Source organism: Bartonella elizabethae F9251 = ATCC 49927 (assembly GCF_000518165.1).
GTDB lineage: Bacteria > Pseudomonadota > Alphaproteobacteria > Rhizobiales > Rhizobiaceae > Bartonella > Bartonella elizabethae.
Genome location: NZ_JADB01000004.1, coordinates 25,825 through 38,614, shown reverse-complemented (window position 1 = coordinate 38,614; position 12,790 = coordinate 25,825). Strand labels below are relative to the sequence as shown.

The window sequence follows — 12,790 nt, the reverse complement described above, 5'->3', positions numbered from 1 at the left end:
TTTAAAGTTGCATCTCCTAATGCAGAGGTGTATAGAATATATATGGTAAAGTTACATGAAAATTTTCTCAAAAAAAGCAAGAGACAAATGCAGTAAACAGAGAATTTTGTTTTGAAATGAATATTAATCATCAATACAATAGAGTTGAGAGATTGTTTTTTATCCATTAAAATAAAAAAATAAAGAAAAATTAAAATGATAAATATTGACATTATGTCATAGAATATTAATACATAGTGTGCTTTTATTTTTTAATAATTTATACCATGATGATTTACTGAGGGAGATAATTCGTGGCACGTCCTGAAACTGAATCAAAAACCATATTTGGAAAACGTTTACGTTATGTACGTCTTGCTTTAGGCGATCCATCACGTGAAACTTTAGCTAAAAGTTTTAGCATGACAAAAAATTCCATTGCTTTTTATGAGCGTGGAGAAAGAGAACCCAATCTTAGTGTCTTACAAACATACCGCACATTATATGGTGTCAACATTAATTGGCTTTTAACCGGACAAGGAAAAATGTTTGATGCCGAATATACAAAAGGTGATTTTGACTGGAATTATTTTATAAAAAAAATTGAGGGACTAGAAGAAACACTTGCCAATAGTGACCGTAATGAAAAACTCAATCAAGAAAAAATCGACAGCTCTTATGAAAAATTGCAGCAATATTTGTCAAGACAAGGTTTATCAAATGGCCTTAACCCTAAAACTGCAACATCACTGATTGATATGAAAGCCAAAATGGCTAATTCTTATACCCTTAGCTTATTCATTGATTTACTCATTCGAAGCGTGTCGCAAAAAGAAGTTATCGCTAATCAATAGGCGTTTATTTCAAAAGAAAAAACAAGAAATGATTAAGAGCCACCCGCATGGGAAGAGGAAAAATGCCTCTCTCCATGCGGGTGAAGGTTTGTGTGCTTTATAAAATTTACTTCTGTAAAAGAAAAATATTTGTATTGTAAATAGACCTATAGTGTCATTAAATTAAAAAAAATGATTTTATAGTATAAAATTCTCATTCACATCTTATTGACAAGAAATTTTTTCTTGTTAAAAGAATAATAGCTCTCATAGAAATTATTTTTTAGGTCAGAAAATTTAAGGGGAATATATTGACGACTTCCTATAGAGACATACATTAGTATTCGTAAATGGGTTAGTTGAGTATTTATCCTGAAAATTATCAGCTATTTTATGAGGTGAGAAACATGTATTTTGAGGTGTTTCAAGGAGTTCACAATCAATGGTACTGGCGTTTAATCTCAGGAGATGCCCAAAAAATTGCTTTTTCGAGTAAAGGATATCCAACAAAACAAGATATCTTAATAAATATTGAGCAAATCAAAGAAATTACCCATAAGGCTCTTATTAAAGAACTACAATCTTAGCGTTCTCTACCATTAAGATTAAGAGTTTAATTTGTATAATGAGATTTTGGATTACATTTTTGTAATCAATAAAAGGTGATTGATTTTTTCTCAATGAAAAGAATTTTTTGCATTGTTTTTAACAGGTGTGCATAACAATTACATTTTTGTAAGGTATATGTTTATATTCAAAGATAATTGGATTTTGGTAGCATTTATCAAGAAGAAAATCCCTCAAGCCTTGTGCCTCTTCATAGAACAAATGCCTATGAAGAGAAAATAAATTATAGATCAGAGTAAACTTGAATATTCTCTTCCAAGACAACCTTTTCACAAGCACCGTCATGGACTTCATAAAAGACTATCTCTTTCTCATTATTTCCAATCTTTCCAACACATCTCCAAAGCCTTTAATGCAATAAATTCGATGCAAAATATGAATACAATCACCCTTTATCATCTTCAGATTTAAGCACTTTTTGATATTTTTTTTCGTTTTCTTCATATTGCTTAATTTGTTTTTTCAGTTTTTCAATTGCTTGATCGCGCCTTTTAATCACCATATTTTGCTCTCTGAAAACTCTATCTCGTTCTTCAGTCATCTTCATAGAATCCTTTAAAAACTCATGCTTTATCCTTCTGGATTCCTCTTTTAGAGCTTTAATTTGACGACGATAATATAAAGAAAACCGAAATATAACCCCGCTGAACAACAAAAAAATAATCATTACTCCCAATAAAATTTCGTTTAAACTCATTTTGATCTCCTCTCGTAGCCGCTCAAGTGATCATCTTAAGCAATTTGTTTTGTTTCATCCTCCATCAAAAAAGAAGGCAATAAACTACATTCTCCAAGTGCGCATAATCACACTCGGCATTCGTATTCTCTCCATGAAAACATTGATAAATAACGCAAAATACTCTGAAAGCGGCTAAATCCACACGCTCTCACCGATTATTCGCGACATATTTATTGATCCAAAATATAAAAAATAAAGAACTTCCAACAAAACGAACAACGTGATAAAATCATACACGTCCTTCTTGAAACATTCCTATCTTCTTTTTTCGTCATGTGGAATTTTTTCATTACTACAAAAATCTTCGGTGTCACAAAACACAGCTTTTCTGTAATCTTCTATCTTCCCACAAATCTTTACATCACCACAAACCAAAGCATTCTTATAAACACAAGCCTTTCTATAATCACCAATATCCCTAAAAACTTCACTCTATTGAGCATTCAAAATTTGGCTAAAATCACTACATTCGTATAAACATATGCCTCTCCACTCATACTCAAATGACAATAAAGCTCTCCTCTCTCATAAACATGCAAATTCTTGGCCCCTAGATGACCCTATAGCGCATTGTCATAAATAAAAAATATCATCGTAAACAGACTTTATTATAAAGCATCGCATCATCAAAAGAACATTCAACCTCATAGGAGCATTGGTCACATGTATCACATTCTAGAAAACGACGACCTTCGTGCTCAAAATTATTTTTATGTTCTATAAAAACACCAAAATCATTTTTTTGATATTTCCAAAGTTTTTTAACGCACACATACGACATACCTCTGATAGTGACCTAATTTATTACAATAAAAGAGAAATAAGCGTTTAAAACCTATGAATTTATGTTTTTTTCTCCAATCACAATCTTGTCTCTTAAGGCTGTAAAGCTTCATTATATGCTCACATACCGGCTTAACACAGAATTTTTTACAAATGCTGATGTCGGGGTATATCTTGATTTATAATGCTGCTACGTATACTATCACAGCGAAATCTTATGAACACACGCATGCGTATCACCGTTTCTGGTATACGCGCTGATTTCTTCACAACCGTGGAACTAAGGAACCATTTTTATTGATTCGAATCTAAAAGTGTATGGGGACATTTTGTTATTAGTTAAAAACAACTCTATATGCTTCATTAGCGAAGAGCTACACATGGATATTTTCACGCTCCTTGTATCATGTATTCTGGATTCGCGATGCAATATTAACGCTATAGCGTAAATGTGTAAAGGTCTAAAAATGACAAAGACTGAAAAAGATTGGTTCCAACGCTTAATTGAATTAATAAAAAGTGACGGACGGACGATGATCGAAATAAGCAGAGCAGCAGGCTGTGGACAAAACTATGTCCAACAAATGATAAAAGGAGGAAAAAGACCTTCAGTCGATAAACTTATGGCGATTCTAAATACACTCGGAAATGCTAGTGCCATATATGTTATAACTGGCTTCAACATCTCTGATGAAGACTTAAAACTTATAGCTTTGATTTCGTCGGGAGATAAAAAGAAGATTGAAGCTTTAAATGTTCTGTTGAATGAGAAGCAGTTGTAGAATTTTCCACTCTATCCAATATCGCCTGCTTTTGAGACGTCGATAAAGACTCCCATTTCACAATAATATCCGATAAAGCCGCCTCAAATTTTTCATCATTCTTCATAGTCACACTCCGTATTGTCAAACAATATAACGCTAAAGCGTTTAAACATATCTCATACCTTAGAAAAAAATATTTGCAATAGGCAGTATGGAAGCAATTGTGCACAAACTTATTTTATAAAATCAGATAAAATTCTATGAGTTATGTACCATGGTGAAAAAGAAAGCATCGCTCGATCCAGACCTTCTTATGAAAATTGGTATGATCTATCAACAACGCGAATAATGTTACGCAAATCTTTTGATTCGAACCAATAACAAATTAATGTGAAAATATCCCTGAACTCTTTATAAAAGAACACGAAAAAGCTTATTTCAAAAGAAAAATCTATCAAAATTTTATTCTACCTAGCACTATCTATATTTTTTAACAATATTGCAAAGTAAGAAGATAAGAATGGTGTGGGAATAAGCCCTTATAAACAGCCGCGTCCCCTAAAGCCCTGTAATACATTGACAAGGCAACCCCCCTCAAAAACACTGTGTAAATACTGATTCTCTATCATGAATAAAAATGGTGATGTGAAAAAAATAAAATGAATCATCACCCATGATCTCCATAGGTAAATTGTATGTAGATTTACAACAAGGAAGAAGTTCTCTCACATCAATAAAAAATTATGTTCTTTGAAGAAGTAATGTATTTTTCCAAAAAGAATATCACCTCCCTTGCCAGTCATTTTGTAAAAAAGAAAAGACTCTTTTTACAATCAAAACAAAAAAAACTAGCAATAAAAAAGGTAAAGTTTAGGAAATACAGCCAATACCTTATGAGCGTAAAATCAAAAAAGACCTCGTGACTTCAATTGAATGACATAAAAATGTAATTTGAGCATAAAGCAGAAAATGCACAATGGTAAAAATAAGAATGCAAACAGCAACACATATTAAACTATTCTAGATGCACTAATCTTGCAAATGAAGGTACTTTTTTAATGAGCCTGAAAACTATATCACCACTTTATATATTAAAATGATTGATAGAAAAACATCGCAACAAAAAATGATAAAATAATTTAGAACAAACAGAGAAATAAATCAAAAGAACGAAGGATGCAAAATCCTCAAATCTTTACTCAACTATTCATTTTTCTCTTGGACAACTTCCTATTGGTGGGCCCGGAGGGACTCGAACCCCCAACCAAGCGGTTATGAGCCGCTGGCTCTAACCAATTGAGCTACAGGCCCCATATAGGTGGTCTCTCTCTAAACTAAAATGCTCTATGATACAAGAGCTGACCGAGATTATAACCCATCTTTTTCTCTTTTCTATTGGTTTTTTTTCTAATGCCCTAATTTCTTTACAAGAACTCTCAAAAATGAGAGAGTCGTCATAATAAATGTAAAGGAATAGATATGATAGAAAAAAAAATTCAACCACTGAAAAGTTCTTTGGTTAAAATAGCTATATTAACATTCACACTCTTAACCACTTCACTGGCTGTTGTCCATGCTTATGCTGAAGAAAGTAAAAGAGATGCAACAATTACAGTGACTGCAATCGGAGAAAGTCAAGCTACACCGGATATGGCAATTATTAATCTCGCCGTTGTTACCCATGACAAAACAGCTCAAAAAGCATTAGCGTCCAATAATCAATCAATCAATGAGATTATAAAAGCTTTTAAAAATAATGGCATCCAAGCAAATGATTTGCAAACATCAGGTTTATCTATTTACCAGTCATCCCACGAAAAAAAGAATAATGAAAAACTCTATCAAGTTTCAAATTCTTTAACTGTACGTATTCGTGATCTTAGCAATGCTGGTAAAATCTTTGATCAGGCGATGGCACTGGGAATTAATTCAGTGAATGGCATTACTTTTACCAATGCAGATACGAAGCCATTTTATCAAGAAGCACGTAAAAAAGCCATTACTGAGGCCATTGAAAAAGCACAAACAATAGCACAAGCAGCTGATTTAAAATTAGGAAAAATTATTGAGATCAATGAAAAAGATGATTACTACCGTCCAACGCCACGTCTCATGAGTAGAGCAGCAGATGCAAGCTACGCAGATACAAATTTTGCAGGGGGTGAATTAAATTATAATGTGAGTGTCACTGTCGTCTTTGCGATCGATTAAATCACTAGGCATTATATAAAACGCTCATATTACTGGCCTTCACAGAGAAGACCAGTAATATGAGTAAGATAATCTTCTTCAGATGATAATTCATCTTCGTAGATCTCTATGGATCCACGTGCAGAAACGTGTGCTTTATGCACCGTCTGACAATCTCCTGATACCAATGGATGCCACCATGGAAGATCTTTTCCTTCATAAATTAATTTATAAGCACAACTTTCTGGAAGCCAACGCGCCGTTTTAACTGTTGTAATGTCTAACGATATACAATCTGGTACAATTGATTTACGATGAACATAGTCTCGACACTGGCAAGTTTCTTCATCTAAAAGGCGACAAGCAATACTGGTTGCATACAGATCACCCGTATCATCATCCTCCACTTTGTGGAGACAACAATGTCCACAGCCATCACAAAGGCTTTCCCACTCAGAGAAAGAAAGTTCTTCTAATTTTTTTACTTTCCAAAAAGGAAGTTCTCCACTCATAAACTTAAGCACACCTTTTTTAATAAAGACAATCGATAAAAAATTAAAAATTTAATTTCTATAATTTCATCGATTTCTGTCTCTTAAAAAGCTTCAACTCAATGCGTACTTCATACAATTTTCTTAAAATTGATCTGAAGAAAAAGGGAGTATTGAAAAAATAGCCTATATAAATGAACATAACCTATTGAAAAATTCCTTCGTCAATTGAGAAAGAACAAAACACGATCCCTAAAATAGTAGAATAATTTTTCAAAGAATACACCTTTTTTCTCAAAAAGACAGGATACTGCACTATAGTTTATTCTTGAAATATTTCATCTTTTAAAAACAAACCGCTCTAGGAAAAAGAATATTTTATCGTTCATTTCTTAAAAGAGCCTCCCTCACCTCTCTGTTCCATAACCACTCTTTACCCTATATCTGTTGTTCTTTTGAGACAGAGAAGCACAAAGTCTCGCTACGAAAAACGTCAAAGACCGTAAACTTCTAGATTATTCGAAATCTTCCCATATTTTTCTCAAAAAAGTACCCAAGTGCACAGTAACAAACCTTCCCCTCTATGAAAAAAAAGGGGAATAATTAAAATGCATCAATTTCTTTATTTAAGAATCAAGAAAACTGCGTAGTTTTCTTGAGCGGCTAGGATGCTTCAATTTACGAAGTGCCTTTGCTTCAATCTGACGAATACGTTCTCTTGTCACTGAGAACTGTTGTCCCACCTCTTCCAAAGTGTGATCTGTATTCATTCCTATCCCAAAACGCATCCGCAAAACACGTTCTTCCCGTGGTGTTAATGAAGCAAGAACGCGTGTTGTCGTATCGCGTAAGTTCGCTTGGATAGCAGCATCAATAGGGAGTAATGCATTCCTATCCTCAATAAAATCACCTAAATGGGAATCATCTTCATCACCAACAGGTGTCTCCAGCGAAATAGGTTCTTTTGCAATTTTAAGAACCTTTCGCACTTTTTCTAACGGCATAGAAAGCTTACTCGATAATTCTTCTGGTGTTGGCTCTCGTCCAATTTCATGAAGAATCTGACGTGAGGTACGAACGATTTTATTAATTGTTTCAATCATATGAACAGGGATACGAATAGTACGTGCCTGATCCGCAATCGAACGCGTAATAGCCTGACGAATCCACCATGTTGCATAAGTTGAAAACTTATAGCCACGCCGATATTCAAACTTATCCACAGCCTTCATCAAACCGATATTGCCCTCTTGAATAAGGTCAAGAAACTGCAAACCACGATTCGTATATTTTTTTGCAATTGAAATGACAAGACGTAAATTAGATTCGACCATCTCTTTTTTTGCAATGGTTGATTCGCGTTCACCTTTCTGCACCTGCATAACAATCCGGCGAAATTCACCAATAGAAATAGCCGTTTCTTGCGCAAGATTTTGTATTTCACTCCGTAGTTTTTGAATTTCTTTTGCCTCACGCAATGAAAATTCTTTCCAACCCGGTGTAGGCAAAGTGGCAATATAATTCATCCAATCTGCATCCAATTCACGCCCTTGGTATTCTCTTAAAAAATCTTCATGGCCAATACCATAGGTGTTAGCGATTCGTTTTAGCTTACCTTCATTATGAATAAGTCTCTTATTGATGTCATAAAGCTGTTCAACCAAAGCTTCGATACGATTTTGGTTCAAAGAGAGAGATTTCACAGCTTGAATCAACTCACCCTTTAGTTGAATATATTTTTTCTTTTGAGAAGCTGTAAGAGCCCCTTCTTTACGTTCTGCCAAACTACTTTCAACATGCTGATCTTGTAATTTGCGTAATTTTACATAGGTCTGAGCAATAAAATCCAATGTTTCCATAACTTGAGGACAAAGCTCATTTTCCATTGCTGCAAGAGATAAGTTAACATCATCATCGTCTTCTTCATCATCTTCTTCAATGCTTCTTTCTCCTACATTTTCCCCCATATTACGTATAGCAGAAGACATCTTTTCTTCTTTTATTTTATCAACTTCACTTCGCTCAATAACAGGAGCCTGCTTTGCTTCTGAACCAGCATAAGTCGTTTCAAGATCAATAATTTCACGAAGAAGAATGCGCTGTTCTTTTAACTCATCACGCCAGATAATGAGGGCCTGAAAAGTCAAAGGACTCTCACAAAGTCCGGCAATCATTGTCTCACGCCCTGCTTCAATACGCTTGGCAATGGCAATTTCACCCTCCCGTGAAAGAAGTTCAACAGCTCCCATTTCACGTAAATACATACGCACCGGATCATCTGTACGATCTGTTACTTCGCGCTTATTTGTTGTCGTTGCAAGTGCGTGGCTAGAGGCCTCTACTAAGTCCCCTCCCTCTACCGTAACTTCATCTTCATAATTTTCAGACTCAACTTCATCCTCATCATCGACAACATTAACCCCCATCTCAGAAAACATCGCCAAGATATCTTCAATTTGTTCGGATGTAACCTCATCGGAAGGAAGAACGGCATTGAGTTCATCCATCGTTACGTAACCATTTTTTTTGGCAAGTTTAATCATTTTCTTGATGGCATCATCAGAAAAATCAAGAAGAGGACCATCCAAACTCGCTTGGCTTGTTACTTCCGCATTATCTTTCTGTTTAACCTTTGTTGCCATACCATAAACTCCACTCGATCACTTCATAGCTTCCATGTAACCATAGTCTTCATGTGACCAGCTTTTTTTGTTCTCACTTAAATTGACCAACAGTTTCTCATATATACTTCCTTTTAAGAGATTACTATTGGAAAGAATACATTTTGTATACGCCTTAATATCTAGATAAACTTGCCATCCAGACAAAAACGCGGGAAAACTCCAGAAGTTTCCCCGACACCTCTCAGCCCTTCTGAGATAATCTCTGCACCCTATCGTAAGAACCAATTTCCCGCTTTTCCTAAAATTCATTCTAAAATTTCATTATCATCTTTATGAATTAACTGTTATCTTTATGAAAATATCACTCCACATACACTTCCTCATCTAAAGTTTAAGTGACTGATTCGCATTAAAAAAGCGAATCATTTTATCGTATCTTGTATGTTCCCGTCTATTTTTTCATCCAACCAACTTCCAAACCCTTCAATTAACGCTTCTGTTGCCTGCATCTGCTCCAGTTCACTTTTTATCTCCCGAAGCAGATCAAAAACCTCACTCTTAGGATTTTCTACAAGTTGCTCTTCAATATCCTGTAACCTCTTATGTAGGTGGTGTTCCTGAAGATGCAAGTAGACAGCTTGTTTTAATATAGCACGTGCATCTTCTATAGGAGCTCCAGAAAAAATAATACGCATACCAATATTCTGCACAAGATGTTTCATACGCTCTAATAAAGCTTTTTGCCCTCTTTTTTCTAAGAACGCAACCATCGTTTCTTTATCATGAAGCGACTGATCCCCGAGAATTTCCAACATCGTTTGGTGAAAATATATCAATTGTGTATTTTTTAATTCTAACTCAGAGAGAATTTCAAAATTTTCATGCCATAACTCAGGATAGTAAGCTAAAGTAAGTAAAATCACAGCTTCACGTAAAGGAATAGCCTGCGAAGAATTGCGCACTATTTCAGAATTTTCTAACAGAGAAAAGGATTGATCTTTAAAGACCCTATTAGATGAAATCTGTTCATAGCGTCCTCCCCCCTTCTTTTTTGAAAAAGAGGGACGAAAAAACTCAAAAAGGCGTTGTTTTATATCTTGCAAATAATAACGACGGACATCTTCATCCTTAATCGTAAAAATTTGTTGTTTGAGTTGTTTTTCAAGCGCCGCACGTGTCTCTGGCGTTTCAAAACGCCTTCCATAGGTAGCCCGCCACCATAAAAGCTCAATCAAAGGGATGGCTTTTTGCAAAAAAGAAGAAAAAAGGGGCGCACCACCAGCACCAACAATTTCATCAGGATCTTTTCCTTGTGGCAATAAAACAAAGTGAACACAAACCCCCACCTTTAAAAGAGGCAATACCCGATCAGCAACGCGAAAAGCAGCCTTTACACCAGCATCATCACCATCAAAGCACAAAATAGGCTCCTTGCCCATCTGCCATAACAGCTCAATTTGCGCTTCCGTTAATGCTGTCCCTAAGGGCGCCACAACTCCTTCAAAACCGGCCTTAGTCAATGCAATGACATCCATATACCCCTCGACAACCAGAAGTGAATGAATTTTTTCATCGCCAACAAAACGACTATTTTTGCGAGCAGATGCTGCATTGTAAAGTATATTGCCTTTATGAAAGAGCACTGTTTCAGGGCTGTTAAGATATTTTGCACGTGTCTCTTTCTCTAACGCACGCCCTCCAAAGGCCACCACACGACCGCGCAAATCTTCGATAGGAAACATAATGCGATTTCTAAATCGGTCATAAGAATCCGCCCTCTCCTCATGCGCTGTGAGAAGTCCACATTCTTCCATTTGCTTTATTGAGATACCCCGCGCCCTTAAAGCGTCTTTCAAAGCTGTACGCCTTACCGGTGCAAAACCAATTTTAAAACGCTCTATAAGCTTTTGCGTAACACCACGTTCCTCCAGATAACGACGTGCCTGCGCACCTCCTTTATCGCGTAAATGATACTGAAAAAAATCTGTCGCAATTTTCATTACGTCATAAAGGTCAGCTTTTTCCATTTGACGTTGATGACTTTGTGGATCCAAAACAGGGAGTTTCATTCCTGCAAAATCAGCCAAACGCTCAACACTCTCTGAAAAATGCAATCCATCAAGCTCGCACAGGAAGGTAAAAATATCACCGCTTACCCCACAACCAAAACAATAATAACGCCCTTTATGATCATCACAATGAAAACTGGGCGTCTTTTCACCATGAAATGGACAACAACCCCAAAAATCTCCCCGTGAAGGCTTACTTTTTCGAGGATCAAAGTCTACCCGTTGACCAATCACTGTTGAAATTGGAAGTCTGCTGCGTAGTTCATTAAGAAAATCAGGCGGGAAACGCATTATCTCTCACAGAGTTTAAAAATTCTTTTTTGCATATTTAACGACTTTAGAGCATAATTCCAAGACTTCCTCTTAAGCAGTTGTAAAATTTTAATCTCTCAACTGCCTATAATTTTAGAAATGGAGAGTAAAAAAGTGATCGAATTTATTGTTCAATATCCGTGGTTAGAAGCTACTTCTTGGCTTGTTATTCTTACTATATTTGCCCTTTTAATCAACTTTATAGGACGAAAATTACTCATCCACGGAGCAAAAAAACTTTCTTCTCTCCTCCCCAAGAATACAACAACCGATATTCAAAATGCTATTCAATACCTAGCCAATATCATTTCAGCTTTTATTCTTTCAGTCGGTGTTAATTTTATACCAACATTGCCCGATGCATTTAGCACTGTCATCAATAATGTTGCCAACGCCTTCATTATCTTTTTTGTTGTTCTAACAATTTCTGCCTGTCTCAATATCATTAATATCCTTTACGAACAACGACCAACAGCACGATTAAAACCAATAAAAGGGTATATTCAAATTGCTAAAATTGCACTTTTTGCTATTGCAGCCGTTTTAATGGTCGCCACCTTAATTGACCGTTCCCCTCTTATTCTTTTCTCCGGTCTTGGTGCAATGGCCGCAGTTCTCATGTTAATTTTTCAAGATACACTTCTTTCTCTTGTTGCCGGTATTCAAATTTCATCCACGGATATGGTTCGTGTTGGTGATTGGATTGAAATTCCCAATCTTGGTGCTGATGGTGATGTAATTGAAATTGCCCTTCATACTGTTAAAGTTCAAAATTTTGACAACACCATCACCTCAGTACCGATCCGCAAACTTGTAACCGACCCTTTTAAAAATTGGCGTGGAATGCAAGAATCAGGGGGCAGACGCATCAAACGCTCTCTTTGTATTGATCAATCCAGTATCCATTTTCTCACAGAAGAAGAACAAAAATATCTTTCCCGATTTAATTTATTAGAAAATTATTTCACGCAAAAAATAGCAGAAATCGATCAATGGAATGCACAATTAGATAAAAATCACGATGTTGTCGCCAATACGCGCCGTTTAACCAACATTGGAACTTTTCGCGCTTATGTTTTTGCTTATCTACAACAGCATCTCAACATCAACCCCAATATGACCTTTATGGCCCGACAATTACCCCCTACAGAAAATGGTTTACCCTTGGAAATCTATTGCTTTACGAACACCACCGTTTGGCTAGACTACGAACAAATTCAAGGAGATATTTTTGACCACCTTTATTCCATTCTTCCCTTTTTTGGTTTAAAGGTTTTTCAAAATCCTAGCGGTTCTGATTTTAATCAAGTATTAAAAGCAAAAGCAAAGTAAAAACAATAAACTTCAAGTTATCAATTTTGTGTTAACCCTATTCATAA

Annotated in this window: 11 protein-coding genes and 1 tRNA gene; 5 read left to right on the top strand and 7 right to left on the bottom strand. The window is 35.7% G+C overall.

Features of this window, described 5'->3' with window-relative positions; all coding sequences use genetic code 11:
- The first annotated feature begins 293 nt into the window (after window positions 1-293).
- Both T429_RS0105270 and T429_RS0105265 read left to right on the top strand, forming a co-directional pair.
- Window positions 294-833: a helix-turn-helix domain-containing protein gene (locus tag T429_RS0105270; protein ID WP_005773177.1), complete on the top strand. Its 540-nt coding sequence runs from the start codon at window positions 294-296 to the stop codon at window positions 831-833.
- 386 nt (window positions 834-1,219) lie between these two features.
- The gene (locus tag T429_RS0105265; RefSeq protein WP_005773176.1) at window positions 1,220-1,399 is read left to right on the top strand and encodes a YegP family protein; all 180 of its coding nucleotides are present in this window, start codon (window positions 1,220-1,222) and stop codon (window positions 1,397-1,399) included.
- Window positions 1,400-1,824: 425 nt separating this feature from the next.
- On the opposite strand, the gene T429_RS0105255 is transcribed toward T429_RS0105265, so the two are convergent.
- The gene (locus tag T429_RS0105255; RefSeq protein ID WP_005773175.1) at window positions 1,825-2,136 is read right to left on the bottom strand and encodes a hypothetical protein; all 312 of its coding nucleotides are present in this window, start codon (window positions 2,134-2,136) and stop codon (window positions 1,825-1,827) included.
- A 631-nt stretch (window positions 2,137-2,767) separates the two neighbouring features.
- Window positions 2,768-2,959: a hypothetical protein gene (locus tag T429_RS0105250; protein WP_244548680.1), complete on the bottom strand. Its 192-nt coding sequence runs from the start codon at window positions 2,957-2,959 to the stop codon at window positions 2,768-2,770.
- 469 nt (window positions 2,960-3,428) lie between these two features.
- Between T429_RS0105250 and T429_RS0105245 the strand changes: the two genes are divergently transcribed.
- Window positions 3,429-3,743, top strand: coding sequence for a helix-turn-helix domain-containing protein (locus T429_RS0105245; RefSeq protein WP_005773173.1), 315 nt, complete (start codon window positions 3,429-3,431; stop codon window positions 3,741-3,743).
- Here T429_RS0105245 and T429_RS11040 read toward each other — a convergent pair.
- Window positions 3,667-3,849, bottom strand: coding sequence for a hypothetical protein (locus T429_RS11040; protein ID WP_005773171.1), 183 nt, complete (start codon window positions 3,847-3,849; stop codon window positions 3,667-3,669). The two genes, T429_RS0105245 and T429_RS11040, sit on opposite strands and share 77 nt — an antisense overlap.
- A gap of 1,110 nt (window positions 3,850-4,959) precedes the next feature.
- Window positions 4,960-5,036 (bottom strand) — tRNA-Ile (locus tag T429_RS0105235).
- A 168-nt stretch (window positions 5,037-5,204) separates the two neighbouring features.
- Between T429_RS0105235 and T429_RS0105230 the strand changes: the two genes are divergently transcribed.
- Complete coding sequence (locus T429_RS0105230) at window positions 5,205-5,936, top strand: SIMPL domain-containing protein (protein ID WP_005773169.1); 732 nt, start codon at window positions 5,205-5,207, stop codon at window positions 5,934-5,936.
- 29 nt (window positions 5,937-5,965) lie between these two features.
- Here T429_RS0105230 and T429_RS0105225 read toward each other — a convergent pair whose 3' ends face one another.
- From T429_RS0105225 to dnaG, 3 genes are all read right to left on the bottom strand, one after another.
- Window positions 5,966-6,427 (bottom strand): YcgN family cysteine cluster protein, encoded by a 462-nt coding sequence (locus tag T429_RS0105225; RefSeq protein WP_005773168.1) that lies wholly within the window; start codon window positions 6,425-6,427, stop codon window positions 5,966-5,968.
- Window positions 6,428-7,032: 605 nt separating this feature from the next.
- Complete coding sequence (rpoD, locus tag T429_RS0105220; protein WP_005775184.1) at window positions 7,033-9,048, bottom strand: RNA polymerase sigma factor RpoD; 2,016 nt, start codon at window positions 9,046-9,048, stop codon at window positions 7,033-7,035.
- Window positions 9,049-9,452: 404 nt separating this feature from the next.
- Window positions 9,453-11,390, bottom strand: a complete 1,938-nt coding sequence (dnaG, locus tag T429_RS0105210) for a DNA primase (protein WP_005773166.1) — start codon at window positions 11,388-11,390, stop codon at window positions 9,453-9,455.
- 135 nt (window positions 11,391-11,525) lie between these two features.
- Between dnaG and T429_RS0105205 the strand changes: the two genes are divergently transcribed.
- A complete protein-coding gene (locus T429_RS0105205) occupies window positions 11,526-12,743 on the top strand; it encodes a mechanosensitive ion channel family protein (protein WP_005773165.1) in 1,218 nt (405 codons plus the stop codon).
- Window positions 12,744-12,790 lie beyond the last annotated feature (47 nt).